This is a genomic window from Virgibacillus indicus, assembly GCF_002266285.1.
Taxonomy (GTDB): domain Bacteria; phylum Bacillota; class Bacilli; order Bacillales; family Amphibacillaceae; genus Virgibacillus_K; species Virgibacillus_K indicus.
The window spans coordinates 423,865-449,061 of record NZ_NPMS01000001.1 but is presented as its reverse complement, the minus strand read 5'-3'; the positions used below and the strand labels follow the sequence as shown (position 1 = coordinate 449,061).

At 35.9% G+C, this 25,197-nt stretch carries 29 protein-coding genes and 1 riboswitch; of the genes, 8 read left to right on the top strand and 21 right to left on the bottom strand.

Features of this window, described 5'->3' with window-relative positions; genetic code table 11:
* Positions 1 to 404 precede the first annotated feature (404 nt).
* Positions 405 to 776 carry a rhodanese-like domain-containing protein gene (locus CIL03_RS02305; RefSeq protein WP_094883587.1) on the top strand — a complete coding sequence of 124 codons (372 nt, stop codon included), beginning with the start codon at positions 405 to 407 and terminating at the stop codon, positions 774 to 776.
* Between the two features lie 123 nt (positions 777 to 899).
* On the opposite strand, the gene gcvPB is transcribed toward CIL03_RS02305, so the two are convergent.
* From gcvPB to gcvT, 3 genes are read right to left on the bottom strand one after another with little or no spacing between them, the layout of a single operon-like run.
* Positions 900 to 2,375: an aminomethyl-transferring glycine dehydrogenase subunit GcvPB gene (gene gcvPB / locus CIL03_RS02300; protein WP_094883586.1), complete on the bottom strand. Its 1,476-nt coding sequence runs from the start codon at positions 2,373 to 2,375 to the stop codon at positions 900 to 902.
* The gene (gene gcvPA, locus CIL03_RS02295) at positions 2,368 to 3,717 is read right to left on the bottom strand and encodes an aminomethyl-transferring glycine dehydrogenase subunit GcvPA (protein WP_094883585.1); all 1,350 of its coding nucleotides are present in this window, start codon (positions 3,715 to 3,717) and stop codon (positions 2,368 to 2,370) included. Before gcvPA ends, gcvPB begins: the two co-directional genes overlap by 8 nt.
* A 13-nt stretch (positions 3,718 to 3,730) precedes the next feature.
* Positions 3,731 to 4,846, bottom strand: a complete 1,116-nt coding sequence (gcvT, locus tag CIL03_RS02290; RefSeq protein ID WP_094883584.1) for a glycine cleavage system aminomethyltransferase GcvT — start codon at positions 4,844 to 4,846, stop codon at positions 3,731 to 3,733.
* 199 nt (positions 4,847 to 5,045) lie between these two features.
* Positions 5,046 to 5,181: riboswitch (glycine riboswitch) on the bottom strand.
* Between the two features lie 142 nt (positions 5,182 to 5,323).
* On the opposite strand from gcvT, the gene CIL03_RS02285 reads away from it, so the two are divergent.
* Both CIL03_RS02285 and CIL03_RS02280 read left to right on the top strand, forming a co-directional pair.
* Positions 5,324 to 6,982: a DEAD/DEAH box helicase gene (locus tag CIL03_RS02285; protein ID WP_094883583.1), complete on the top strand. Its 1,659-nt coding sequence runs from the start codon at positions 5,324 to 5,326 to the stop codon at positions 6,980 to 6,982.
* A complete protein-coding gene (locus tag CIL03_RS02280; RefSeq protein WP_094883582.1) occupies positions 6,969 to 7,754 on the top strand; it encodes a YqhG family protein in 786 nt (261 codons plus the stop codon). Before CIL03_RS02285 ends, CIL03_RS02280 begins: the two co-directional genes overlap by 14 nt.
* Before the next feature lie 91 nt (positions 7,755 to 7,845).
* Here the strand turns inward: CIL03_RS02280 and CIL03_RS02275 are convergent, their stop codons facing one another.
* The 9 genes from CIL03_RS02275 to comGA form a co-directional block, all read right to left on the bottom strand.
* Entirely contained in the window at positions 7,846 to 8,088 is a 243-nt protein-coding gene (locus tag CIL03_RS02275; RefSeq protein WP_094883581.1) for a DUF2626 domain-containing protein, read from the bottom strand.
* Between the two features lie 76 nt (positions 8,089 to 8,164).
* Positions 8,165 to 8,863: a helix-turn-helix transcriptional regulator gene (locus tag CIL03_RS02270; RefSeq protein WP_094883580.1), complete on the bottom strand. Its 699-nt coding sequence runs from the start codon at positions 8,861 to 8,863 to the stop codon at positions 8,165 to 8,167.
* A gap of 100 nt (positions 8,864 to 8,963) precedes the next feature.
* A complete protein-coding gene (locus tag CIL03_RS02265; RefSeq protein WP_094883579.1) occupies positions 8,964 to 9,350 on the bottom strand; it encodes a hypothetical protein in 387 nt (128 codons plus the stop codon).
* Positions 9,322 to 9,780: a competence type IV pilus minor pilin ComGF gene (locus CIL03_RS02260; RefSeq protein WP_094883578.1), complete on the bottom strand. Its 459-nt coding sequence runs from the start codon at positions 9,778 to 9,780 to the stop codon at positions 9,322 to 9,324. Before CIL03_RS02260 ends, CIL03_RS02265 begins: the two co-directional genes overlap by 29 nt.
* Positions 9,728 to 10,069, bottom strand: coding sequence for a type II secretion system protein (locus tag CIL03_RS02255; protein ID WP_165767881.1), 342 nt, complete (start codon positions 10,067 to 10,069; stop codon positions 9,728 to 9,730). The genes CIL03_RS02260 and CIL03_RS02255 overlap by 53 nt, the downstream gene beginning before the upstream one ends.
* Complete coding sequence (gene comGD / locus CIL03_RS02250) at positions 10,056 to 10,484, bottom strand: competence type IV pilus minor pilin ComGD (RefSeq protein ID WP_094883576.1); 429 nt, start codon at positions 10,482 to 10,484, stop codon at positions 10,056 to 10,058. The genes CIL03_RS02255 and comGD overlap by 14 nt, the downstream gene beginning before the upstream one ends.
* A complete protein-coding gene (gene comGC, locus CIL03_RS02245) occupies positions 10,471 to 10,794 on the bottom strand; it encodes a competence type IV pilus major pilin ComGC (RefSeq protein WP_094883575.1) in 324 nt (107 codons plus the stop codon). The genes comGD and comGC overlap by 14 nt, the downstream gene beginning before the upstream one ends.
* A gap of 13 nt (positions 10,795 to 10,807) precedes the next feature.
* Positions 10,808 to 11,857, bottom strand: coding sequence for a type II secretion system F family protein (locus CIL03_RS02240; RefSeq protein WP_094883574.1), 1,050 nt, complete (start codon positions 11,855 to 11,857; stop codon positions 10,808 to 10,810).
* A complete protein-coding gene (comGA, locus tag CIL03_RS02235) occupies positions 11,820 to 12,827 on the bottom strand; it encodes a competence type IV pilus ATPase ComGA (RefSeq protein ID WP_094884427.1) in 1,008 nt (335 codons plus the stop codon). Before comGA ends, CIL03_RS02240 begins: the two co-directional genes overlap by 38 nt.
* 148 nt (positions 12,828 to 12,975) lie before the next feature.
* Here comGA and CIL03_RS02230 point away from each other — a divergent pair, with 148 nt between their 5' ends.
* A complete protein-coding gene (locus CIL03_RS02230) occupies positions 12,976 to 13,173 on the top strand; it encodes a YqzE family protein (RefSeq protein ID WP_094883573.1) in 198 nt (65 codons plus the stop codon).
* A 174-nt stretch (positions 13,174 to 13,347) separates the two neighbouring features.
* Here CIL03_RS02230 and CIL03_RS02225 read toward each other — a convergent pair whose 3' ends face one another.
* Positions 13,348 to 13,971 carry an MBL fold metallo-hydrolase gene (locus CIL03_RS02225; RefSeq protein WP_094883572.1) on the bottom strand — a complete coding sequence of 208 codons (624 nt, stop codon included), beginning with the start codon at positions 13,969 to 13,971 and terminating at the stop codon, positions 13,348 to 13,350.
* A gap of 153 nt (positions 13,972 to 14,124) precedes the next feature.
* On the opposite strand from CIL03_RS02225, the gene CIL03_RS02220 reads away from it, so the two are divergent.
* Positions 14,125 to 14,295, top strand: coding sequence for a DUF2759 family protein (locus CIL03_RS02220; protein ID WP_094883571.1), 171 nt, complete (start codon positions 14,125 to 14,127; stop codon positions 14,293 to 14,295).
* Positions 14,296 to 14,539: 244 nt separating this feature from the next.
* Here CIL03_RS02220 and CIL03_RS02215 read toward each other — a convergent pair whose 3' ends face one another.
* The 4 genes from CIL03_RS02215 to CIL03_RS02200 all read right to left on the bottom strand — a co-directional run bounded on the left by CIL03_RS02215 (position 14,540) and on the right by CIL03_RS02200 (position 19,363).
* Complete coding sequence (locus tag CIL03_RS02215) at positions 14,540 to 16,441, bottom strand: LTA synthase family protein (protein ID WP_094883570.1); 1,902 nt, start codon at positions 16,439 to 16,441, stop codon at positions 14,540 to 14,542.
* Positions 16,442 to 16,646: 205 nt separating this feature from the next.
* Positions 16,647 to 17,618, bottom strand: a complete 972-nt coding sequence (locus CIL03_RS02210) for an ROK family glucokinase (RefSeq protein ID WP_094883569.1) — start codon at positions 17,616 to 17,618, stop codon at positions 16,647 to 16,649.
* Positions 17,619 to 17,831 carry a YqgQ family protein gene (locus tag CIL03_RS02205; RefSeq protein ID WP_094883568.1) on the bottom strand — a complete coding sequence of 71 codons (213 nt, stop codon included), beginning with the start codon at positions 17,829 to 17,831 and terminating at the stop codon, positions 17,619 to 17,621.
* A 74-nt stretch (positions 17,832 to 17,905) separates the two neighbouring features.
* A complete protein-coding gene (locus CIL03_RS02200) occupies positions 17,906 to 19,363 on the bottom strand; it encodes a spore germination protein (protein ID WP_094883567.1) in 1,458 nt (485 codons plus the stop codon).
* A 150-nt stretch (positions 19,364 to 19,513) separates the two neighbouring features.
* On the opposite strand from CIL03_RS02200, the gene CIL03_RS02195 reads away from it, so the two are divergent.
* On the top strand, positions 19,514 to 20,368 hold the full coding sequence (locus tag CIL03_RS02195) for a hypothetical protein (protein WP_094883566.1): 855 nt from the start codon (positions 19,514 to 19,516) through the stop codon (positions 20,366 to 20,368).
* A gap of 49 nt (positions 20,369 to 20,417) precedes the next feature.
* Here CIL03_RS02195 and CIL03_RS02190 read toward each other — a convergent pair whose 3' ends face one another.
* The 4 genes from CIL03_RS02190 to rpmG all read right to left on the bottom strand — a co-directional run bounded on the left by CIL03_RS02190 (position 20,418) and on the right by rpmG (position 24,192).
* Complete coding sequence (locus tag CIL03_RS02190) at positions 20,418 to 21,974, bottom strand: rhomboid family protein (protein WP_094883565.1); 1,557 nt, start codon at positions 21,972 to 21,974, stop codon at positions 20,418 to 20,420.
* Between the two features lie 360 nt (positions 21,975 to 22,334).
* Positions 22,335 to 23,354, bottom strand: coding sequence for a ThiF family adenylyltransferase (locus tag CIL03_RS02180; protein WP_094883563.1), 1,020 nt, complete (start codon positions 23,352 to 23,354; stop codon positions 22,335 to 22,337).
* A complete protein-coding gene (locus CIL03_RS02175) occupies positions 23,351 to 23,932 on the bottom strand; it encodes a 5-formyltetrahydrofolate cyclo-ligase (RefSeq protein ID WP_094883562.1) in 582 nt (193 codons plus the stop codon). Before CIL03_RS02175 ends, CIL03_RS02180 begins: the two co-directional genes overlap by 4 nt.
* A 110-nt stretch (positions 23,933 to 24,042) precedes the next feature.
* Entirely contained in the window at positions 24,043 to 24,192 is a 150-nt protein-coding gene (rpmG, locus tag CIL03_RS02170; protein ID WP_026906199.1) for a 50S ribosomal protein L33, read from the bottom strand.
* 179 nt (positions 24,193 to 24,371) lie between these two features.
* On the opposite strand from rpmG, the gene CIL03_RS02165 reads away from it, so the two are divergent.
* Positions 24,372 to 24,578, top strand: a complete 207-nt coding sequence (locus CIL03_RS02165) for a hypothetical protein (RefSeq protein ID WP_094883561.1) — start codon at positions 24,372 to 24,374, stop codon at positions 24,576 to 24,578.
* Positions 24,579 to 24,619: 41 nt separating this feature from the next.
* Entirely contained in the window at positions 24,620 to 25,195 is a 576-nt protein-coding gene (locus tag CIL03_RS20030) for a hypothetical protein (protein ID WP_240507980.1), read from the top strand.
* Positions 25,196 to 25,197: the final 2 nt, after the last annotated feature.

Below are 25,197 nucleotides of genomic sequence, written 5' to 3'. Positions count from 1 at the left end.
TGATCTCTCCTTTTTCATTTATCTTTTACATATGTTTTTTTATAGGATTTGTGCTATTATTACCATACCACATAAAAAGAATATAAAACAATATATTGTGTTGAAAATATAAAAAAATACTATATATTGTGATTTGAACGAATGCAACTGATTCTGTCAACTTCAGAAAACAAATGAATGAGGAAGTAAAATGAAGATAAATAAAGGGTAAATATCCTAGTTATTTAAAAATCAAGAATTTCCACATTTGCAATCATCCAATAGTTGCGCTTTATTCGACAAAAATCATCAAAAACCAATGGAGCCGGATTTCCCATTGGGGGTTCGAAGAAAAAAGCTTTGAAAAAATAGTATATTGAACTTATAATAGAAAATGAAGTAATGTGAAAAACGGGGGAAAATTAATGGAATTTTTAGTTGTTGCAATAGTTGTTTTAGTAGCTGTCAGTGTATTTCGTTACTTTAGACAACGAACATATTTAAAAGTATTAACAGAAGACCAATTCCGTGAAGGATATCGTAAAGCACAGTTAATAGATGTAAGAGAACCACAAGAATTTGACAAAGGTCATATTCTTGGAGCAAGAAATATTCCGGTAACACAGATGAAACAACGGCTAATTGAAATGCGAAAAGATAAACCTGTCTATCTATATTGTCAAAGTGGATCTAGATCCGCACGAGCAGCACAGCTTTTGCATAAAAAAGGCTATGAAGATATTAACCAGCTAAAAGGCGGTTTCAAAAAGTGGACAGGAAAAATTAAGAGTAAATAGTAATCAAAGATAAAGAAAGGCCCATCACCGGGCCTTTCTTTATTTATTATAACGTAATATTGTATTGGTTTTCTTGCTGCTGTCGTTTCATCCATGGTGCTTTTTAAACGATTCCGGATTCTCTTATGCTTCTTTTGTAATTTGTTTTTGATAGCTCAAAACAGGTTTACGAGAAGCTCTTGTTTCGTCTAAACGTTTTACATCTGTCTCGTAAGGTGCTTTCTGAACGATTTCCGGATTGTTTTCTGCTTCATCAGCTATTTGAATCATCGACTCAATGAAATGATCCAGCGTTTCTTTTGATTCTGTTTCAGTCGGTTCTATCATGAGTGCTTCACCCACAATTAATGGGAAGTAAACAGTTGGCGGGTGAATATCGAAGTCCATAAGCCGTTTAGCAATGTCCAATGTTCTTACGCCCTGTGCCTTTTGCTTATTACCCGATATAACAAACTCGTGTTTACAATGTTGTGTAAATGGAAGCTGATATTTTTCTTCAAGACTACGCATGATGTAGTTTGCATTAAGCACAGCATATTCACTGACTTTCTTTAGCCCTTCTGCGCCCATCGTACGGATGTAAGTATATGCACGCACGTTAATTCCAAAGTTACCGTAGTAGCCTTTCACCATACCAATCGATTGTGGAAGATCGTAATCAAAATCATACATGCCATCTTTTTCACGAACAACTGGTTTAGGTAAGAACGGCGCAAGTTCTTCTGTAACGCCGATTGGACCAGATCCTGGACCGCCACCGCCATGTGGACCAGTGAATGTTTTATGCAAGTTCAAGTGAACAGCATCAAAGCCCATATCTCCTGGACGCGCGTAACCCATGATAGCGTTTAGGTTAGCACCATCATAGTACATTTTTCCGCCGGCTTCATGAATGATTTCCGACATTTCAAGAATTTCTGTTTCAAACAAACCGAGAGTGTTAGGGTTCGTTAACATTAGTGCTGCAGTATTTTCGTTTACTACACTTCTTAAATCTTCTACGTCAACTAAACCTTTTTCATTTGATTTAACTTCAACAACTTTGAATCCAGCAACTGCTGCAGATGCCGGGTTTGTACCGTGTGCCGAGTCAGGTACAATGACTTCATTACGATGTGATTCACCGTTTGCCTCGTGGAAGGCCTTGAATATCATTAATGCTGTCCACTCACCTTGTGAACCGGCAGCCGGTTGTAATGTGATTTCCTGCATCCCTGTAATTTCTTCAAGATGTACTTGTAGATCATACATTAATTTAAGCGCACCTTGAATTGTTTTCGTATCTTGATATGGATGAATATGACTGAATCCTGGAAGTCTGGCAACATCCTCGTTAATTACCGGATTGTATTTCATCGTACAAGATCCAAGTGGATAAAATCCAGATAGTATACCGAAGTTACGGTTGGATAGTCCTGTATAGTGACGCATTAATTCCAATTCATCAACTTCAGGAAGTTCTGCATCTACTTTACGGATATAAGCATCATCAAGTTCTTCTTCTAAATTAACTTCTGGAACATCAAGTGCCGGCAGGTTATATCCTGATTTGCCTTCTTTACTTCGTTCAAAAATTAATGGAAAGTTTTCTTTAGCCATTGATATCCCCCATTTCTTTAACAAATGCATCAATTTCTTCTTTCGAACGGATTTCAGTTGTAGCTATCAGCATGTGATTTTCCAGTTCCGGATATGTTCTTCCTAAATCAAACCCGCCGACAAAACCTTTTTCAAATAACTTTTCATTAACCTCAGATACGGGTTTTGAAAGTTTAACTACAAATTCATTGAAAAATGATCCGCTGAATGCAGCTGGTAAATTAACTTCTTCCAACTGTTGTTTTGTATATCTTGCTTTTTGCATATTTAATTTAGCCATATCTTTAACACCGTGTTTACCGAGCGCACTCATTGCAGCCGAACTTGCTACCGCGTTCAACGCCTGGTTAGAGGTGATGTTTGATGTCGCTTTCTCACGTCTAATATGCTGTTCTCTTGTTTGCAGTGCTAAAACGAAACCGCGCCCGCCTTCTTCGTCTACCGTCTCACCAACGAAACGTCCAGGTACTTTACGCATTAGTTTTTGAGTTGTTGCAAAATAACCACAGTGCGGCCCGCCAAGTTGTGCAGGGATACCAAATACTTGTGTATCTCCAACAACAATATCCGCACCAAATTCAGATGGCGGTGTTAAATAACCAAGTGAGAGTGGATTGCTTGAAACAATAAACATTGTTTTAGGTTGTTTTTTAATTAATTCATTAATTTTTTCAAGTGGTTCAATCTGACCTAAGAAGTTAGGATATTGAACAATAACTGAAGCTGTATCTTCATCCAGCTCTTTTTCAAGCTGCTCTAAATCAGTTTGACCATCTTTGTGACCGATTTCAACAATTTCAAGTCCCTTGCCTTTTGAAGCAGTATGAACAAGCTGACGATATTCCGGATGCAATACAGCTGAAACTAGAATTTTCTTTCTCTTTGTCTGAACAACACTCAAGTAAACAGCTTCAACTACAGCTGTTCCGCCATCATACAATGAAGAGTTAACAATAGGCATGCCGGTAATTTCAGAAATCATTGTCTGGAATTCAAACATCGCCTGCAGTTCACCTTGTGTCATTTCCGGCTGATAAGGTGTATAAGATGTATAGAATTCTTGTCTTGAAATAACATGATCGACAACTGATGGAATGAAATGATCATAAACACCCGCACCTAAAAATGAACGATATTCTGTTAAATTCGCATTTTTGCTTGCCATTTCTGTTAGTTCTTTTTTCAACTCATATTCACTAGCTGGTTTTTTAAGGTTTAATTCCCTGTCCAGTCTAACTTCTTGCGGAATATCAGAAAACAGTTCTTCTGTGGATGATACACCGATTTTATCTAGCATTTCCTTTTTATCAGCTTCTGTCATTGGTAAATAACGAAATTCCATTACTTAACCCTCCCTAATTCTCTCGTTTGTAAAATGGTCTTTTTACTACTACAGCCTTTAATTTGCGCTTACGTACCTGAACATACAATTCTGTACCTTCGATTGTAAACTCCGACTTCACCAGTGCTAATCCTAAATTCTTTTGAAGTGTAGGAGATTGTGTTCCAGATGTAACAAACCCAACCTCTTCTTCCCCACTATAAACCGCATATCCATTTCTCGGAATACCTTTATCAATCATTTCAATTCCGACAAGCTTTCTACCTGGTCCGTTTTCTACTTGCTCTTTCAATACTTCTTTTCCAATAAAGTCTGCTTCTTTATTCACTTTCACAGCAAATTTCATACCTGCTTCAATTGGCGTAATATCTTTGGAAAGCTCCTGTCCGTAAAGTGCAAGGTTAGCTTCAAAGCGCAACGTATCTCTTGCTCCAAGCCCTACCGGCTCCAGTCCTTTATCTTTTCCTGCCTCAAGTACTTTGTTCCACAAGTCACGACCACTTGATTTGTCAATATATATTTCAAAACCATCTTCGCCTGTATAACCGGTACGAGACACAATTGCCGATGCAGAAATGGCAGAAAATCCTACCTGATTCTCAAAACGGAAAAATTTGATTTCACTCAAATCCGTTTCTGTAAGAGTTTGTAAAATTTCTTCAGCGAGAGGACCTTGCAGGGCAAGTTGAACATAATCAGCAGATACATTCTCTATTACTACCTCATCTTTGCTGAATTCGTTATGTTCGATAAGCCATTCATAATCTTTATCCTGATTTGCTGCATTTACCACGAGCAGATAATCATTTTCTCCTATCATATAGACAAGAAAATCATCAACTGTTCCTCCGTTTTCGTAACACATGAATGTATAATGAGCACGTTTTGGAGTTAATTTTGAAACATCATTTGTTGTCATCTTCTGCAGAAAGTCCAGGCTCTTTGGCCCCTTTACCACAATTTCCCCCATATGCGAGACATCAAATAATCCTGCTTTTGTTCTTGTAGTGTGATGTTCATGCTTAATTCCGGAAAATTGTACCGGTAAATCCCATCCTCCGAAATCTATTGTCTTTGCACCGTTCTTCTCATATTCTGGGAACAAAGGTGTTCTTTTTAACTCACTCACTAAACCCACTCCTTTTAAATAATCTAAATGACTCAGGGCCTAAAAAACTGCATAAAAATAGAGATTTCACCGATAATAGTGAAATCTCTGTCCTTAAACCAGAAAGTTGCATATTTGATATAGTCACATTAAGTGACTATTCAAATACTTGCTTCGTGGGTGGTCAGCCTGACATTCAGACAAACACTCTCCAGAGTTGCGTCCTACAAGAGTCTTTTTGCCTGAGAGATTCGCTTGCGCTTGCTCCTTCGGCGTTACTGCTGAGAATTTGTTCTAAAACTGGATTAATGGTTTTAAAAACAAAGCATAGCAGTAAGCTCTCCCCCTGTATTCATTCGCTTTATGAAAAATATTCTATTTGGGTATACTATGTATCAAACGCTGAAAAATCTATTTACTTGCATTATATCATAAATGCAAATTTGAATGTAGCATAATTACAGTTATTCTTAAATTTTCAGAAAAAGGAAGTATATAATGAAGTCTATTCAACTGAAAAAAGATTCAGTATTTATTGAACAACTGGTTACTGCAATTGATAATGACGGCCAGTTTTCCTCGTGGGACCTGTTTTCTATGGCCTATCAGGCTGAATTAACAACAATGACTCCTGCATTCAATGGATTACGTTCACTGGAATATCTGCCACATATCGAATTTCTTGATCACCAGGTGAAATGCGCAGAACAGGTTATTGAAACAATGAATGGCAGAGCTATTTTGGCTGATGAAGTAGGTTTGGGGAAAACGATTGAAGCAGGCTTAATTCTAAAAGAATATATGATTAGAGGACTAGTAAAGAAGGCATTAATTTTAGTGCCAGCTTCATTGGTAAATCAATGGGCAAATGAATTAAATGAAAAATTTTATATTCCCGCTGTCGCTCATCGCAAAAATTACTCATGGGAACAGGCTGATATTATAATTTCTTCCATTGATACAGCTAAGCGGGATCCACACAGGGAAAATATTTTAGATCAGGAATATGATTTTCTCTTGATAGATGAAGCACATAAACTCAAAAATCACAAAACCAAAAATTACGAATTTGTCCGTTCCATTACGAAAAAATATTGTCTGTTGCTTACTGCGACGCCCGTGCAAAACCGTCTCATTGAAATTTTTAATTTAGTTTCCATTTTAAAACCAGGTCATCTCGGAAATTATGATTCTTTTTTGGAACAGTATGGCAAGGACCGTAAAAAAATCAAACAGGATCAATATTTAAAACAATTAATACAAAAAGTGATGGTCAGAAATACTCGTCAGGAAACTGTTCTGAATAATACAAAACGAAGAATTGAATCGATTTATATTGACTTTAAACCAGAAGAGAAGGAAGTTTATAAGCAATTAGAAAACATAACCAGACCATTTGCGGCGTTTTCAAAAATAACTTATTTAAGGGAGCTTTGTTCTTCAAGGGAAGCTTGCTATTTATCATTAAAAAAAATAGTTAATGAAAAGAATGAAGCGATTATTGAACCTGTTTTAAATAAAATAGAGCAACTTCCACAACATGTCAAAGCAGATAAAGTCATCGATTTAATAAAAAAGATTGGAGATGAAAAAGTCATCATTTTTACCGAGTACCGAGCTACCCAGCTTTATCTGCAATGGTACCTTCAGCAGCATGGCATCTCATCTGTTCCATTCAGAGGCGGATTTAAAAGGGGGAAAAAGGATTGGATCAAACGGCTTTTTAAAGATCATGCTCAAGTTTTAATCGCAACAGAAGCCGGCGGTGAAGGGATCAATCTGCAATTTTGCAATTATATGATCAACTACGACTTGCCCTGGAATCCTATGCGATTGGAACAGCGGATTGGCCGCATTCACCGGTATGGACAGGATAAAGATGTACACATCTATAATTTTGCAATTCGAGATACTGTGGAAGAACATATTATGACACTGCTCTATGAAAAAATTAATTTATTTGAACAGGTTATTGGGCAATTAGACGATATTTTGGCTGAACTTAATATTCGGGATATCGAGAGCGAAATACAAACGATATTCAATGAATCAACCTCTTCAGGAGAAGCCAAAATTAAATTGGATAATCTTTCTTCCATCATTAAGAGTACCTACAATCAACCCGTTAGTGAGGAGAAACATTATGGCCATTACTAATTTAGATGAGTTTTTACAGAGTTACTTTACTGCCCATGGATGCAAATTGCTTCAGAATAAAGAAGGAGTTATTACTGTTCAGCTTACTGAAGAGATGGATAGAGTGTTAATGAACCGCCCCTTTTATTGGCACTATATTAAAAAAATTGGACAGAATGGTGAACCGATGCAGCTTAGCCTTATCTCAAACCCGGAAAAACGGGAAGAAAAAGGAGAATGGATCCATTTTGGCAGTCCGCGCCTGCAGCAGATCATTAATCAGCTCAAACAAAAAGAAAAGTACACAAAATTATTCCAAATTGTAAATACCAATCTGAATACTCCGCTTTATCCATGGCTTGTCATCAATATAAAAATTAGCTATAAAGGCAAGCAAAAGAAGGATGAGCTTATATCCATCGGTTTACATCTTGTAAATGGAGCAATGAAGCTTGAAATGATGAATCTTCTTGAAAATATTCCATTGCAGCCGGCCATTTCAGATTATTGCTATACCATTTCTCCTATAATAAAAATTAAAAGCGGTTTTAAGAGAATTGAAAATGTTTTAGATAATTATATACAGAATCAGACTCATCCGTGGGCAGAGGAATCTAGTCAAGCCCTGGATGAAGAAATACAAATGCTGAAACATTTTTACACTGGTGACACTGACACTCAAATGGAGCAGATGGAGAAAGAAATTAATGAAATCACTGAACGGTATCAGCCGAGTATTATTTATGAGGTTATTAATGGAGGTTTATTTTATCTTACCCAGGATATCCTTTAAGCTTTATACTTCTTACAATTCAAGAAGTTCTTCCGTTGATAAAATAAAAAAGAACTCTGCACCAGTTTTATGTAAGCAGAGTTCTTTTTTCTTAATGTCCGAAACCGGGTACAAGTATAAATTCGGAATACCAGGTAAAGCCAACCATAAATATAGTACAATAAGCTCCGAATAAATACATATACATACGTTCAGATAATTTTAAATAGCCTACTGTAAGGAAAAATGCTGTTTGAACAAGGAACAGTAGTGCTGTTTTTTGCATATCTCCAACATAAAACATTACTGTAAATATACTTGTCCAAAAGGCAAGCATACGAAAAACTCGATCCATGCTTTTTCCCCCTCCTTTGAAGTAACCTTTTCTTAGTTATTATAAACGAGTAAATTCATCTTGTAAATGAATCTTGCTAAACAATTGAAAGTTTAGCTACATAAATACAGTTTTCGCAGCCCTGAAACATGTTTTCTTCTTCTACAAGATCTACATTGGTAAATAAAACTTCAAACATGCCTTTTAAAAAGGCATTATGCATATTACAAACCATCGAGTGATTATTTGTGGCAATTTCCTTGAAAGGGCAGTTATTGATTCTAAAGCGAATACTGTTATTTTCCGGGTCATATTGAAATTTCGGATACATTCCAAGCATCGTTCCCGCATCTTCCAGTATATGAATTTTTTGTTCAGTAGTCAGTTCTTCGATAACTGGACTTTTGCTGTAGTGTTCCATAACTTTCATGCCATATTTTTTCCCTGTCCGGTACAGAGCCACTTTTCCAGGCTCACCTAGCTCCACAAATGATTCTAAAGCGATTGAAGAAAGCAGTTTATAGTCACGATGCGGGAAGTTTAATTCAATAACCTCGTCAGAAAGCCGGTACATTCGGCTTGGCCTTCCTCCTTTTCCGGTTTTTTTGGAATAGGATTTTACCATATTAATATCTTCTAACTTAGATAAATGCAATCTTGCCACATTCGGATGAATATCAAACTTCTTTGCAATTTCAACAACATTGACTTCCTGATGTTCCTTGATGATATATTGGTAAATATTATATCTGGTTGGATCGCTTAACACGTTTGTAACCTTCAGTGTTTGTTCCACCTGAATTCACCTCACCATATTTATTACCTTAATTATAATAAATATGCTTTCATAAATGTGTAAAAAGCTATGTTTGTTGGAATTTGTACACATTTAACATTTACTCCTCCGGTTGAACATCAGGGATGCTCATATAATGAATAATGGAATATTGGGGATGTTTCCTTGTACTTATATTAAAATCGAAGTGAAATATTTCTTCAGTAAATGAGATTAATGATATTTCGACATTTCCATCAGGAAATATATAAGATTTCTTATCAATCATATCTTCGCTGTTTTTAACATCTTCTTTTAATTCAGCATGCCCCATCTGAAATAATGTTTCAATTTTCAACTGTTCCAGATAAGCATCCGTAATGTAAATTTCATTCTTGTAATTTGTAATATTTGCTGTTATTACAATGAAAATAATTGATATGATGAACAATACATAGGGCAGAAAAAATCCTTTTTCATTATTGATAAAAAATAATTGTTTTCTCATAAGGCACCCCTTGTTTAGTTATCACAGTTGTACGGAACCCATAAGGTACTTTTTTAAATTTTAAATCCATAATATCCATTAAATATATTTCATGACCTTTTCCATCTACTTGTCTGCGTGCTTGAATTCTTTCTTCTTCGTATTTTTCAATTGTAGCTATTTTTCCGCTATTTAAAGTAAGATAGAGTGTGTTCGAACTTACGTTATAATCAACGGCACTCATAGTTTCATCCCTCAAAAACTTGAAAAACTGCTGAGCTGTAAGTTCTTCATAATTTGAATGAAAACCGGCTGATTTTATCAAGTAAGCAATAAATGGCAATGAAACAGCTAATAGGCCTATAACAAGAAGCATTGATAAAAAAGTAAAGCCTGCCTCATCTTTGCGGCAGGCCATATAAACAATAGGTTTCTTTGATTTCTTTAACATTTTTCCAGGATGCACATCCTTTTATATATTCATTTTCAGTTAAAAATTGAAATGTAACCTGTTTATTCTGTATTTTTTCATAAAAAAGAGCGGAGGAAGAGTTTGTCCCTTCCCACAAAAAGGGCTGCATTTCGTCATGCAGATGAAATGCGATTGCCCGACGATCACTTAGCACATGTTTCTCCTGATGCAGTAAGGTTATTGTTGGAATAATAACAGAAACTGCACTTAATAAAACACTTAATGCAATTAAAACTTCAATTAGCGTGAACCCCTTATTGTTTTGCAATATAAAACCTGCCTTTTCCTAGCATAAAAACTGCTATATATACATCGTTTTTCGCACTGATACTAATAGAACCTGCCTTCTTGATAGTGCCGTTCGCAGAAAAAGATATTTCGTTAAACGGTTTTCTAATGAATTTCCAACCTGGAGGGAAACGTCTTATTTCTGCATCTTTTTCAATTCCCTGTATTAGCTCATAGCTGTCTTCTCGAAATCGAATGATATAGAAATTATTTAATGTTGATGACGCCATAGCTTGGATGTATAAAATATCAGATTCAAGAGTCTTCAGAAATTGCTTTTCCTGCTGTTTTTCAAGACTGGATATATTTAGCGGCGTGCTGAGCAGCAGTAAAATAGATAATATGCTAAGAACAATAAGCAACTCGATTAATGTGAAGCCATTATTCTGTTTCATTGTCAGGATTTGGATTGATAACTACTCCATTATTTAAAGTTATTTCCTGATTATTGGGGCATGTTTTTTGTTCTTTGGATATATATTCTGTTGATACCAACTCATCGATATCTGCAGGATACTTTCCTTTATCCAAATAAAACAGATCCACCTGTGCCTGAACTACTTTAACGAGAGCATCACATCCTGTGTCATGCACACCCTTACTTTTTCCGCTTAGATTAGGAACAATCAGTATGATCAACACAGATATGATCATGAGTACAATTAACATTTCGATCAGGGTAAATCCTTTATTATTTTTAAACATGCAAATTCTCTCCTTAAATTGTATTTATGAGGTCAAACATCGGCCACATTAATGTTACATAAATGAAAATGATAAAGCTCGCCAATATGAGGAAAAATAATGGCTGGACATAGGTAATGGTTTTGATTATTTTCAGCTGGATTTCCTCTGTAAGCAGTTCCGCATATACTGTCAGATCTTTTTCCAATGAGCTGATATCCGCATTTTTCTGGAAAATAGATGCTAATTGTTTTTCTAAAAATGTGAATTGGGAAAGCAGGTAGGTAATATGAAGCCCTTTTGTCAGTTCCGCAGTCATTAATCCGGAATAATAGGCAATGATGGGTACTTTCTGCTGATTAGCCATTTGATGCAGGATTTCTTTAAAGGACATACCTGTTTTTAAAAGAGTATTGAAGTGCATTGCAAAAAGAAAAGAGGTTTGAAGCTTCAGGAAGCTCCGGTAAATCGGTATGGAGTTAAATAGCTGCATTTGTGTTTCTATAGGAAGTTTGTTCTTTAGGGTTTTCCAAATAAGTAACCCCATCAGGATCACTGCAAGGGAAATTATTGCTCCAGTTCCCAGGAAATCCAGCATTTGCATCGTGATGGTTAAGGTTGAAGAAGCAGATGTATTTTGAAACAGCTCTGCAAAGGCTGGAAGTACAGATTGCTTAATAAAATAAAGCAGTATTGAAAAAATGAATAACAGGATAAGGGGATATCTGATAATTTGCTGAAATTTTTTCATATACTTCATTCTGTGTGCATACATTTCAGCACATTTTCCAATACCTCCCTGGAGATCACCGTTTAATCGAACAAAAAATAAATAGGAGATAATTGATGGATGAAATAAAGCATCTTCAAATGCCTGATCAATTGTATTTCCATTTTTTAATCCGGCTGTAATTTTAGCTGCAGGCTGCACCATCTGTTTATCCCAAGTCAAAATCTCCAGTGCGGATAACAGAGGATAACCATTGGTAAGCAAACGGTGAAGTCTTTCCAGGAATCGCAATTGAAGTTCATTCGTTATTCTTTCTTTACGCATTATTAAATGTCTCTTCAGAAATGTAGCCATATGCAAAAGCCTTCTTTCTTAAGTGATTAAACGATTGAAAGGAATGGAATGTATTAAAATCAGCTCCTTTAAGTGTATTTTCAAGAATTTCACCATCCAGCAGTTCCAATATTGCTGCACGTCTTTTTATATTATTGATCTGTACCGGCAAAAGCTTCAATGAGGCTACAGCAATAAGTGACTGTTGCAAATCCGTTTTTGTCAGTCCCATCTCCTGTAGGCGGTGCAATGTACCAACAGCATTTTTTGCGTGCAGCGTACTTAACACCAGATGTCCGGTGAGTGAAGCATCAAAAGCGAACTGTGCAGTATATTTATCCCTGATTTCTCCTACCATAATAATATCGGGATCATGTCGCAATGCTGCTTTTAATCCAGTCTGATACGTAATTCCAGCTCTTTCATTAACCTGCACCTGTAAAATATCATTCATTTCCTTTTCAATGGGATCTTCCAATGTGATGGTCTGATATGACTTTTCTTTTAAAATAGACTCTAACAATGCATATAATGTAGTTGTTTTGCCGCTTCCTGTAGAACCGGTAAATAAAATTAATCCAGCACGATTTGAAATCCATCTTTTAATTTTGTTAAGCTGATTGGGAAAAAGAAAAAGTTGTTCCAGTGAAAGGTTTTCCTCTTGGGGAAGGATGCGGATTGCCAGGCTTTCTGTGTGGTTAACGGGAAGAGTGGATAGTCGAAGCGAATAGGCACGAGTTGCTTCCAGATGTGTAATGGTTCCATTTTGCGGTTTTCTTATTTCTCCTATATCCATTTCCGAAATAAATTTATAATAGGTCAGCAGTAATTCATATTGGGAAGTTAGAATCGAATTGTAAAATATTCTTCTGCCATGGATGCGAAAGTAAATATCTGTTTTTGCGGGGAATGGATAAAAGTGAATATCTGATGCTTGTGCTTCAAACGCGGAATTTAGCAGCTTATTTGAAAGTTTTGCTGCAGGATTCAACACATTTCACCTCCTATTTAATTTGCAACAATTACTTTATTCGACATAATTTGGTTAATTCCTTCTTTATTTTGAAAATATTTTACGGATAAATTTAATTATTTTTGTGAAAACTATGGATAAACTATTTTTACATGGAGTGGATTCAATGTCAGGCAATGATTATATTAAATTTATGACAGAACAAGTTGTAACTTATATTGATTTACCCTCAAATGAACGGAAAAAAAGAAGGGAGCAGCAAAAAGAAAATCAGCAAGCATACACTAACAGATGGCTCGGAGTTTTACCGTTTGCCACAAAAATATTTATTAGAAAATTAAAAGCAGCAAGTGGCTCCAAATAAATCCACCTGCTGCTTTTATTTCCATCATAAACTATCGGAATTTTTAAGTTATCACTATTGACATGTTGTAAATATACATTTATAGTATAAAGTGTAGCTTAACTTATATCCCTAACCAACTAAAGAGTAGAGCACATCCCCCCCTAAAACCCTTCTAAATGAAGGGTTTTTTTATTATTCTTTAAAAAAGGGATTGTGCTTTTTTTCACTGCCTATTTTTGTTTTAGGGCCATGTCCCGGGTAAACTTCAAATGAGTCTGGCAGCTTGTACAAATTATTTCTGATACTTTCTTCTAATTGATTGATATCTCCGCCTGACAAATCCGTCCGCCCTATTCCCTGCTGGAATAACACATCCCCGCTTATAACCATTGATTGTTCCCGGAACAAAAAACTGACGCTTCCAGGCGAATGTCCTGGTGTATGTAAAATTTCAGGGACAAACGAGCCGATCTCCAATTTTCCGGCTTGTAAATAATGGTCAGGAAGTTTTGTTTTAATTTCATTACCTATAAATGCAAGTGAACCATTTAAAGCGGGGTTTTCCAGCCAAGATGCTTCTTCCTTATGCAAATAGACATCTATCACATAGTGTTTGCGAAGGTCTTCAACTGCACCTATGTGATCGAAATGTGCATGTGTTAATAATATAGCTTCTGCTGAGAGACCTTTGTCCGTTAAATAGTCAATAACTTTACTTGCCTCCCCGCCTGGGTCAATAATCAGTGAACGTTGTCCTTTTGAGACAATATAACAATTCGTTCCCAACGGACCTAATGACATGCTTTTAATATTCATTTGAAAAACCTCCAAAAAAGTATAATATGCCTCGACAAAAACAATGAAATACTATAAAATAAATAATATGAGTGCATAGTTACATAATAATACAAATGAAATTTCTAAATCAATTATAACAGATTAGGAAAGATCACAAGGAGGATGAAAATAATGCATATTGTCTTAGCAATATTATTTTTGCTTGTTGCATTAGTTGCGGTAGTCTCAGTAATTCGTCAATTAAAATTTAAAAATATATTTGCTTTAGGGTTTTCTGCTATTACAGCCCTTGCTTTTGGTTTTTTTGCTATTGCAACCCTGATATCCGAAATTTCCGGCTAAATAAAAAAGCTGCTTCCCAGAAGAAGCAGCTTTTTTATTTGGTTGTTTTCTTAAAAATTTATTTGTTATTGACACAGAATCTATAGACTGCGAACTACTTAGCATCTGCTAAAATCGCCGTTCGGAATCGCTGCGGGCGGATGCTTTCCGCAGCGGCTAATCAACGGTAACACTAACATATGCCGCAGTTAACATCAACTGCAGAGTGTAATAAGAAACAAAATTCACAGAAAATACTCGTATATTATTTAAAGTCCACAAACCGGAATAGATCACCATAAATTAAATCATCAGAGTACCCCAGTTCCTGCTCCACTTTTTTAGTAATAGGATCACAGGCATTTTCAGCCTTAGTTTCTGAACTATTTTGACCGGTGTCGGTTTCCAGTGGCTCCCCAGTTTCTCTGTCATAGCAAATACCGTTTGTGGAAATATACTCATCACTTATAAAATCACCATTTCTAAGCGCTATATAGCCTTTTCTCCCATCGTGGAATAAATCATTTCCAAAGTAAATGTCGTTATCAGTTTTGATACCTGCCATGTGCAGCAAAGTTGGTTTAACATCAATCTGCCCTGCAATTTTTGATTTCACTTCACCTTTCCCATGACCTGGGATATGAACGAAAAATGGTACCCGCTGCAGCTGAATATGATCATATGGGGTTATTTCCTCTTTACCTAAATAGGTGCTCATCGCCCGATTATGATTCTGACTGATTCCATAATGGTCACCCATAATTACAATAATTGAATTATCATATAACCCTGCATCCTTTAATTGGCTGAAGAATTGCTCAATTGCCTCATCCATATACCTTACTGTAGGAAAGAAATTATTAAGTGTATTTGAATTAGAGTCATAAGGTTCAATTGATTTGTCCTCTTCATCCAGTTCAAAAGGAAAATGATTTGTTAACGTGATAAACTTTGAATAAAACGGCTGCTCCAGTGATTGCAGGTATTTAATGGATTGTTCAAAGAATGGCTTATCCTTCAATCCCCATCCAATAGAGTTGGATTCATTAACCTCATATGCCTCTGCTCCATAGAAATGATCAATTCCAAAGTTAGGATATATTTGGTCACGATTCCAAAAACTCTTGTTATTTGCATGGAATACAGCTGAATAGTAATCTTTTTCTTCTAACATTTCTGGCATTGCATGAAATTTATTTTGTCCCTGGGTGAAAAACACAGCCCCTCTTGGTAATGGGTAAAGTGAATTTTCCACCAAGAATTCGGAATCGGAAGTTTTTCCCTGTTCAGTTTGATGATAAAAGTTTTTAAAATAATACGTGTCTTCATCTTCAGTCAAGCTGTTCAGAAATGGTGTAATCTCCTGCCCATTCACGTCATTATTTATTACAAAGCTCTGAATAGACTCCGCATTTATAAAAATTATATTTTTACCTTCCGCAATGCCAAACAGTTCAGATTCCTTGCTGCTTCTAATATTTTCATCGATATAATTCTCTATTTCAGGTAATTCATTTCCATCTGCAAAGACTTTTTGTGTTTTTGCTTTAGTATTAATGACAATGTCATAGGCATGATAATTGAACAAGCCTATATTTTTCACTAAATATTCACGGTCAAATGCACGTGTGAATAATTGTGGTCTTTCCATCTCAGCAAGAAAAAAATTACCCGCCAAAAGGACAAGAGACATTGCCAGGGCAAAAACTTTACCACTTCGAGGGTAATCGACAGCCAGAATATCCTGGCTCTTTCTGCTCAAATACCAAATAATACCGACATCTGCAAATAATAACAGATCATATGGCTTAATCAACGTTAAAATACTTGTTCCCAAATCAGCTGCGTTACTTGCCTGAAACAGCTGAGGGATCGTAATGAAATCAGTAAATGAACGATAGAACACCAGATTTGCAAACACAATTAATGTTCCTATTAGTGCAGTGTACCTTAAAAATTTCATCTGGCGTGATTGTTTTTTAAACCATACACTCAGTGCAAAGATTAAAAATGCAGATACAAATGGATTTATAATTAGGATTATTTCCTGCATTGAATTTTCCAGATCAATATTAAACATAAAACGGTATACAATATAGGTTTTTATTCCGAATAAAAACGTTGCTATCACATATAGCGGCACTTTCGTCCGATTTAAGTTCCTCATACTTATTTCCTCCCGATATTCCCTTTCCCATTCCAAACTAAATAAACTATTCGTTTGAAATATTCATCTTTAATTTTCCCTTTATTTAAAAATTGTAAACTCTTTGTAAATCCTATTAAATTTGCTCGCTATATAATAAGACGTATAAACTGAAATAAAAGTTTCATATATTTAAGAGATAATTGAATTAGAAATAAAAGATGAACTAAAATTTAATATTTTCCAATCTTTGTTTAACTAGAAAAGCGCCTCCAATTATGCCAGCATCATTCCCCAGCTCAGCAATTTCCAATTGACAAACTTCAGACACTCTTGGCAGTGCATATTTCTCAAATGCACTTTGTATCTGCGAAAGCAATTGGTCTCCTGCTTTTGATACGCCTCCGCCAATTAATACTTTTTCGGGGTTAACCACTACACCCATATTTGCAATGAATAAGCCGATAATATCTGCTGTATTCTTTACGATAGCCTTACTGGCCGGATCCCCTGCTTCAGCAAATTCGAAAACATCCTTTGCTGTGATAGAACCTTTTTTTTCATAATGGGAAGCAAGCATACTAGATTTATCTTTATCAATCGTCTCCATTGCCTGACGGACGATTCCGGTTGCAGAAACAATGGTCTCCAAACATCCTTTTCGCCCGCAATTACAATCGTAGCCATTCGGATCAATCGTTGTATGGCCAATTTCACCAGCCATACCATTTTCACCGTTAAGAATTTCTCCGTTTGCAATGATTCCTCCACCTACACCAGTTCCCAATGTTATAGCAATCATATTCTTCGCATTATTTCCAGCGCCCAGCCAATTTTCACCAAGCACAGCAATATTGGCATCGTTTTCTGCAAACACTGGCAAACCAGATTTTGACTTTAAATCGTCAGCAAGCCCATAATTTTTCCAGCCAATATTTACCGCTTCAAAAATAAACCCAGTGTCACCATCAAAAAATCCTGGTGCGCCAACACCTATCCCCATTATTGACTCTACACCTATATTCAGCTGTTTCAGCTTGTCACTTATCGAATTCCAGATATCATCCGAAATGGATACCCCATGGTGATCTATATTTGTTGGAATTTCCCATTTCTCCAGAATCTTGCCTTTATAGCTTAATAATCCAATCTTTACAGTTGTTCCACCAACATCAATGCCAATAATCCGTTTGTTCATTCAATATTTCTCCCCTTGTTTGTTCTGCAGTTCTGTCATCTTTTTTCTTAACAGCATTTTTGCTTCTATGTACTGTTGCTTACCAATAAACTGCAACTGAAATAATTCATTAATCTCCATTTCCATCAGCTCTAAATCACCGATTCTGTCACCGGTGTAAATAATCGTGCCATATTTTTTCAATAATTGCTGAACATCATAAATTGTTTTCATTTAATCACCAATTCATATTATATCAAATTTCTTATCTTTAAGTACCTGCAAATGGTAACACAAGATCCAGATCATTAGCGATCTGGATCTTGTGGGTTCAAAAATGTAGGTCTTCTATTTTTTAAGGGTATTGGTGATCTTATTAAGATATCACGGAATGCCCGATACGAAAAGGGCAAAAAGGGCCAAAAATAAGCTATATTGAATGTTTTCATTTTTGTAATGTAAAGTATCCAGAGTGTTATTCCCGCAACATAGCCAATTACTCCAAAGGCTGCAGTTGTGAGAAGCAGAAAAATTCTTACTAACCGGTTAGCCAGACTAAGTTCATAGCTGGGGGTTGCATACGAACCAATAGCAGCTACTGCAAGGTATAATACAACTTCATTGGAAAACCACCCTACCTCTACTGAAACCTGGCCAATCATAATAGCAGCTACAAGTCCAAGTGCAGTTGCCAATGAAGACGGTGTATGAATGGCAGCCATTCGAAGCATATCTATACCTGCTTCTGCAAGCAGAAACTGAAGCAGTAATGGTATTGTCCCCATTTCATTTGGTCCTATGAATTCCATTCCCTTGGGCAGAAGGTCAGGATTTACCGAAAGTAAATAATACAAGGGCAGAATAAATATAGAGGCAATAACAGCGATAAATCGAACCATTCGCAAATAGGCACCTACCAATGGTTTTTGTCTGTATTCCTCCGCATGCTGGAGGTGATGCCAATAAGTTGCAGGTGTTATCATCACACTTGGAGAACCATCAATAATAATTAATATATGTCCTTCATATAAATGGGCAGCAGCCGTATCCGGTCTTTCGGTATAACGAATAGTTGGATACGGGTTCCAATACCTTCCGCTAATATATTCCTCTACCGTTTTTTCAGCCATTGGCAGGCCATCTGTATCAATCGTTTTTAAAGTTTCCTTTAATTTATCAACCCTTTCTGTATCCGCAATATCTGCAATATAGCATACACAAATATCAGTTTTAGACCTTCTCCCTATTTGCATATATTCCATCCGTAAAGATCTGTCACGAACCCTTCTTCTTGTCAGTGAGGTATTAAATACGATTGTTTCAACATACCCATCCCTTGATCCTCTGACCACCCGCTCAAGATCCGGTTCAGCTGGTGATCTTACAGGATATGTTCGTGCATCAATAATAATAACTTTATCCATACCCTCGACCAGAAGCACTGCTGGGCCACCAAGAACCAGATCTGATGCCTTGTTCAGGTCATCTTCCTGATCAATTTCTATATACGGTATATATGTTTTTAATAATTTGGATAATGGGTCCGGTTCTAAATCCTCAGGTTCAATTTTAGCCAGGAATTTCATTAATAAATGCAAAATATCATCTTTAGCAAAACCATCAATGACAAACAATGCCATCCGTTTTCCGGCATATTCCAGATCCAGATGTATCAAATCAAAGCTTTCATCGACACCCAGTCTCTCTTTTACATATGCCACATTTTCAGGAAAAGAAGAAAATAGATGCTGTTTATTATTTTCCATATGTTCACCTAACATTTCAAGAAGTTATTAAAGATAGTTTAGTTTTAGTCAGTATAGCTGTTTCTATACAGCTATTTTCAGTTAGAACATAAATAACATTCAATCATCATATATCTATACTAAGACAAGCTTTTTAAAGGATGATTGTAAATGAATAAATGGTTATTTTTTCTATGCCTGATATTATTTTTAAGTCTCAGCATCAGCTATATTCTTGAAAATAATGCCACACCAGCTATTACATACTTTCCTGACGACGAAAAAAGCACATTTACAAAAGCAGAATCCAATTTAGGGCTATTTCTGCCAAAGGGAAATGATTCCTATGAAATTGTATGGACAAGCGATTCCGAGAGTGATAAAGAAATGTATTTGCGCCAGGATGCCTCTTTATTATTTGATAACGGCAGATTAAGAGGCGTTCGCAGTACATGGACACAGGATACGAAGCAAATTCATATAGAAGAAAAACTCTTAAGTGAAGACAGCAGTTTTTTTCAGGTAATAACTTTTCACCATGGGGAAATTCATTATCCAGAGGACCAAATAAAAAGTATTCATCAAATGTCTTCCGATCATTTATATGTAATCGACTCACCTTCAACATCTCTTGATGCATTCAAAACACCTGAAGATAAATTTGAAGAGGAATGGGAGAATTTGCTTGACCGTACTACAAAGCAGCAATTGCTGTATCATTGGGATCAATTATTTACCCATTTTTCGATTGACAGTGAATCCTATTTATCTGTTCCGCTTACTTCTCTAGTCAAATACAATTCTTCCCCCCTTCCTTCCATGTCACAGGAACAAACAGACAAGGTAATCGGGCAACTGTGGGAGGGAGTCTATAAAAACTATATTATACCAGCAGTAAATACTGAAAATAGTCAATTGCAAAGTTATGTCCCCATTGTATTATTTGATAAGGATAACAATCATTTACTCGTATTATATGAATTAAACGGTAAAAAACATAAGCTGATCCAGCACTATTCTATATGAAACAGCAGCACAGACCATGGAGTACCCATAGTCTGTGCTGCTTTAACAATTAAGAAGCCTTTTCACCTGTAATTTCTTCGTATAATTTTATGAAATCTTCATTTTCCGGTTTCATTTCATATGCTTTAATGATTGCTTCTTCTGCTTTCTCTGTTTCCTGCCGATTAATATAAAGCAATGCCAAATTATAATAGGCTTCGGGAATTGAATCATCTAGCTTAATACTGCTCTCCAGATCCTCAATGGCAGGATCAATTTTATTCAGTTCAATATACGCATAGGAACGTTGAAATAATATAAGGTTTTCCATATCTCCCCTTTTATCAAGTGCAACGGTTGCTATATCAACAACCTCTTCGTATTTATTATCTTTATTCAATTCTTCGATCTTCATCAGTAAATATGCCTGGCTCTCCATATTATTTGCTGTACCGAATACGGCTAATCCACCCGCTAAAACAAAGAACATCACAAATGCAATAAATTGCTTCAGGAATGCCCTCTTTTTAGGCAAATGCACAATTGCTGAAGCAATAAATCCAGCAATTAATCCACCTAAATGTGCTCCCATATCGATTTGTGGGATTGTAAAACCAATAACAATATTTATTACAATAAGCAGGAGTATATTTTTACCCATTGTTTGAAAAAATATCTTCTTGTATATAAGACCAAAAAATAACAAGGCGCCAAAAAGACCGAATAATGCACCTGAAGCACCTGCAGATACATGAGGGGAAAAGGCAAAACTGGCTAATCCACCACCAATTCCGGCAAGAAAATAAATAATTAAAAACCGCCAGGAGCCATAAATTCTTTCTGCTAATGCTCCAAGATAATATACTGCGAGCATATTCATAAATAAATGCAGAAATCCGATATGGAGAAACATGGAGCTGACAATCCTCCACCATTCTCCCTCTTCAATAATCGCCGGATTATACTTTGCTCCAAATTCAATCAAAGTTTCAATGGAGCCACTTCCCCCATTTGTCTCCAGTAAAATGAAAATCAATACATTAATTGCCAATAAAATATATATAAGGAATGGTTTGGCAAATCCAAAAATATCCTCCATTTCTTTTTGTTTATTTCTTTGTGTTTCAATCAGGGATTTTTTTAAAGTTGGAACCTTATTTTCTATTTCTAATTCAGAGGGAACTTCACTGCTTTCATATAAAGGGAGGCCAATAGAAGAAAATAATCTTTCCTTTTCATTCTTATAGTCTTCTTCTGATTCAGCAAAGTAGTAAACATTCATTTTAATCTGTGTTTTTTCTTTCAGGAACATTGGCTTTTTTAATGCTTCCCAATCATCTACGGGTGCATGTGCAGCAACATACACATTATGCAGTTCAATATTTTTCCCTGCAAGTAAACGTCTCATTGAATGTGCTTTTTGAAATACCTGCAGGATATCTCTTTTCAGATGATTTTTCCAATCAAATCCTTTATGTACCAGCCGGATGACCTTCGAAGCTTTATTTTCAAATTTCTCCAGCCATATCTCATCTTCTTTCTCATTTATATGTAATACATCAAATTGATTGTTTTTAACTAAATCATCAGCAATTTGGTATAAAATATACTGTTCCTTTAAATACATATATTTTCATCCCCCTAGAGTTTTATCATATCAAATATATGGGGTTATTTCTTGTTAAACATAAAAGAAGCTGTTATTATCAGCTTCTTTAAGATTGAATATTTGAATCAGGCGGATTGGTTATTAAAAAAACCTGGCAGGATTTTTGCACGTATTGCCGGCATTTTCATGGAAACAGCAACGGCCATACGTCTGAGAAAACTAACTGCCAATACTGTATTCATAATTCTGTACCTCCATTTATAAATCACGGAGATTACAGTAATGATACTTGTGATAACAATGAAAAAACGCATCATAACACCCTCTTTGCAAAACTATAGTGTTATTAGTTATTTTCCATCCGTTAAATTTTATACATCAGGAACCAATATACCTGTCATACCAAGTTCGTGCTTTAACCTGATCCTCTGTACCCTGAACGAGCACTCTGCCATCGGGAAATATAATAAAGCTCATTTCGTTATCAAATTCTGCTTTCAATAAAAATGGGGTCCTCTTAACTGTGGCAGCTGAATCAAGATATTTTTCCCATTTTGAGAGATCCATTTGTGGCTTTTCATGAATTTGTACAGTATTTCTTCCGCACAGAACTGTTTCTTTATCCTGAGCTGCAGGCTGTAAAGCTGGATATTCTTTTTGCTGACAGGTTGGACAATGTGGATCTGGTTTAGACAATTTTATATCATATTGATTGTTATACCAAATATCAAAGGTTCTGAGAGTATTCCGTAAATGTTCTTTATTATCCGTCAAATATTTCATGGTTTCTGTTACCTGCAGGGAGGAAACCATATCAACAGCCGGGGCAATAACACCAACCGTATCACATGTTTGTCCCTGTCCTGTATCCGTTCCCTCTCTTGCAATACATCTTAGGCATGGTGTAACACCCGGAATGAAAAAAGCAGACATCCCTCTGGAGCTGACAACACCACCATAGGAATAAGGTATACTTTTTTTATAGGAGATATCATTTAAAAGATAGCGGGTTGAAAAATTATCTGTTCCGTCAAGAATGACATCAATTCCCTCAACCAGTTTTTCGATATTTTCATAGGCAGCATTTCCGACAATAGCATCAATAGTAACTTCACTGTTGATTTTTTTCAGTTTATTTTTAGCTGCAATTGCTTTAGGCAATGCTTCCTCAACATCCTGCTCATCAAATAGCATTTGTCTCTGCAGGTTGGTTAATTCAACATAATCCCTGTCGATGATTCTTAAATGACCAATACCCGACCTTACAAGATGATTGCAAATTACCGTTCCCAGCGCTCCAGCTCCTACAACGAGTACAGAGCTGTTCTTTAGCCTTTCCTGCCCCGTTTCTTTAATCGGCTTGAATAAGACTTGCCGGGAATATCTGTTATGCGTCATTTTGCAGCCCCCGACTCAGACGTGATATATAATTCCTTTTCGGTAATCAGATGATTTACAGGGATATCAAAATTCTCTGAAGGCACTTCATTAACAAGTTGGCTGGTATGTATTAATGAAACAGTTTCGTTAGAATAATCTGCTAAAAAGCGATCATAATATCCTCCACCAAAACCTACTCGATACCCTCTTTCATCAAAACATAACCCCGGGACCACCAGTAAATCAATGGAAGTTTTGTCAACTATTGCTGACTTCTCAGGCTTTGGTTCAAGCAGATTGTAATAAACAACTTCCAACTGGTCAAATGTCTTCAATTGATAAAATGTCAGCTTCTTTTCACTTGGACTGCATTTAGGGATAGCTATTATTTTATTTTGATTCCAGGCCGCCTCTATAATCATTTTAGTATCCCATTCAAACCCCTGTGCCATGGTTATTCCAATTGTTTTTGCTTGGTTCCATAGATTGGATGAAAGAAGGTTTTTCGTTAATTTTTGTTCAACTTTTTGCTTTTCGTCTTCTGAAAAATTTTTAAGTGTTTGAATGGCGGATGATCGTATTTGTTTCTTATCCATGATTTTCCCCCTTAAAAGTATTTCTTTGTTAGCTGGATTATAACCTAAAGTTCCTAAAAAATAAAACTCTTATCAACTGATATGATAAGAGTTTTATTTCAAAGGTACAATTATTTTGTTTCACGATGCAGCGTGTGTTTTTTAAGGCGTGGACAATATTTCATAAGCTCAATACGTTCAGGATTGGTACGTTTATTTTTTGTTGAAATATAATTACGGTCTCCTGTTTCAGTACAAGCTAAAGTAATGTTAACTCTCATGGTTTTCCCTCCAGACTATTAAAAACTTGCATGGTAGTACAAATTTAATCACATTTCAGACCTAATTATAATAGCAGATATTGCGGAAACTATCAAGATTTAGATGGAAAAAACTTATTGTTTTCTCATTACCATTTCTATGTTATAACTAGTAGTGAACAGAAATGGAGGGAATAAAATTGATTTATGCAGCATTTGCGATCATTATTGTTGCAGTAGCGTTATTTGTCGTTTCCTATTTTATGAATAATAAATTCGAGGAGCTTGAGAATCAGCTGGAACAATTTTCTATTACAACCATGCAGGATACATATCAAATGAAGAAGAAAATTAAAATACTGGAAGAAGAACTGATGCCGCAAGATATTCTATCAAAAGATAAGTAAAACTTTCGGCACGAAAAACAAAGCTTGAGAAGGAGAATCACATGAAACATTCTGTACGTTCGTTTTCAGTAGGTCTTTTTATCGCAGGAGTCATTATGCTTATTGGAATATATTTTCTGGATAATCCAGAAAAACAGGCAGAAGGAACAGCCGTTGAAGATCTAATTCCTTTAGTTGAAAATGAAGGCTACCGGGTAATTACGGAGGAAGAATATATTTCACTGTCTGTTAATGATGGAACAACTGAAACTGCAGAAACAAACACTTCTGAAGACACTTCCGAAGCATCTGATTCTGAAAATAAAGCTGCTGAAAATGAGTTAAATGAAAATGAAGAAGATACATCAGACGAAGAACCAGACAACGAGAAGGAAGATACTTCAGAAGATGATGATAATAAGCAAAATGATGTCTATAATTATACATTGACTATTGAATCCGGAATGCCCTCTTCATCAATTAGTGACGCATTGGCTGAAAATAACATTATTGATGATGCTGAGGAATTCAACCAATACCTGCAGGATGAGGAATACAGTCTGAAGGTACAACTTGGCAGCTTTGACCTGTCAAGTGATATGAGCTTTTATGAGATAGCTGAAGCAATTACAAAATAAGC

What these genes read in the sequence shown, in the direction of transcription:
- CIL03_RS02260 (WP_094883578.1), bottom strand. Translation starts at nt 9,780, where the DNA reads ATGTTAAAGAAATCAAAGAAACCTATTGTTTATATGGCCTGCCGCAAA.
- CIL03_RS02225 (WP_094883572.1), bottom strand. Translation starts at nt 13,971, where the DNA reads ATGAATATTAAAAGCATGTCATTAGGTCCGTTGGGAACGAATTGTTAT.
- CIL03_RS02190 (WP_094883565.1), bottom strand. Translation starts at nt 21,974, where the DNA reads ATGTATTTAAAGGAACAGTATATTTTATACCAAATTGCTGATGATTTA.
- CIL03_RS02280 (WP_094883582.1), top strand. Translation starts at nt 6,969, where the DNA reads ATGGCCATTACTAATTTAGATGAGTTTTTACAGAGTTACTTTACTGCC.
- CIL03_RS02305 (WP_094883587.1), top strand. Translation starts at nt 405, where the DNA reads ATGGAATTTTTAGTTGTTGCAATAGTTGTTTTAGTAGCTGTCAGTGTA.
- comGC (WP_094883575.1), bottom strand. Translation starts at nt 10,794, where the DNA reads ATGTTTAAAAATAATAAAGGATTTACCCTGATCGAAATGTTAATTGTA.
- rpmG (WP_026906199.1), bottom strand. Translation starts at nt 24,192, where the DNA reads ATGAGAGTTAACATTACTTTAGCTTGTACTGAAACAGGAGACCGTAAT.
- gcvPB (WP_094883586.1), bottom strand. Translation starts at nt 2,375, where the DNA reads ATGGCTAAAGAAAACTTTCCATTAATTTTTGAACGAAGTAAAGAAGGC.
- CIL03_RS02175 (WP_094883562.1), bottom strand. Translation starts at nt 23,932, where the DNA reads ATGGATAAGAAACAAATACGATCATCCGCCATTCAAACACTTAAAAAT.
- CIL03_RS20030 (WP_240507980.1), top strand. Translation starts at nt 24,620, where the DNA reads ATGAAACATTCTGTACGTTCGTTTTCAGTAGGTCTTTTTATCGCAGGA.
- CIL03_RS02230 (WP_094883573.1), top strand. Translation starts at nt 12,976, where the DNA reads ATGTCAGGCAATGATTATATTAAATTTATGACAGAACAAGTTGTAACT.
- CIL03_RS02215 (WP_094883570.1), bottom strand. Translation starts at nt 16,441, where the DNA reads ATGAGGAACTTAAATCGGACGAAAGTGCCGCTATATGTGATAGCAACG.
- CIL03_RS02240 (WP_094883574.1), bottom strand. Translation starts at nt 11,857, where the DNA reads ATGGCTACATTTCTGAAGAGACATTTAATAATGCGTAAAGAAAGAATA.
- CIL03_RS02285 (WP_094883583.1), top strand. Translation starts at nt 5,324, where the DNA reads ATGAAGTCTATTCAACTGAAAAAAGATTCAGTATTTATTGAACAACTG.
- CIL03_RS02195 (WP_094883566.1), top strand. Translation starts at nt 19,514, where the DNA reads ATGAATAAATGGTTATTTTTTCTATGCCTGATATTATTTTTAAGTCTC.
- CIL03_RS02220 (WP_094883571.1), top strand. Translation starts at nt 14,125, where the DNA reads ATGCATATTGTCTTAGCAATATTATTTTTGCTTGTTGCATTAGTTGCG.
- CIL03_RS02205 (WP_094883568.1), bottom strand. Translation starts at nt 17,831, where the DNA reads ATGAAAACAATTTATGATGTTCAGCAATTATTGAAAAAATATGGCACG.
- CIL03_RS02200 (WP_094883567.1), bottom strand. Translation starts at nt 19,363, where the DNA reads ATGGAAAATAATAAACAGCATCTATTTTCTTCTTTTCCTGAAAATGTG.
- comGD (WP_094883576.1), bottom strand. Translation starts at nt 10,484, where the DNA reads ATGAAACAGAATAATGGCTTCACATTAATCGAGTTGCTTATTGTTCTT.
- CIL03_RS02265 (WP_094883579.1), bottom strand. Translation starts at nt 9,350, where the DNA reads ATGAGAAAACAATTATTTTTTATCAATAATGAAAAAGGATTTTTTCTG.
- CIL03_RS02180 (WP_094883563.1), bottom strand. Translation starts at nt 23,354, where the DNA reads ATGACGCATAACAGATATTCCCGGCAAGTCTTATTCAAGCCGATTAAA.
- CIL03_RS02210 (WP_094883569.1), bottom strand. Translation starts at nt 17,618, where the DNA reads ATGAACAAACGGATTATTGGCATTGATGTTGGTGGAACAACTGTAAAG.
- gcvPA (WP_094883585.1), bottom strand. Translation starts at nt 3,717, where the DNA reads ATGGAATTTCGTTATTTACCAATGACAGAAGCTGATAAAAAGGAAATG.
- CIL03_RS02275 (WP_094883581.1), bottom strand. Translation starts at nt 8,088, where the DNA reads ATGGATCGAGTTTTTCGTATGCTTGCCTTTTGGACAAGTATATTTACA.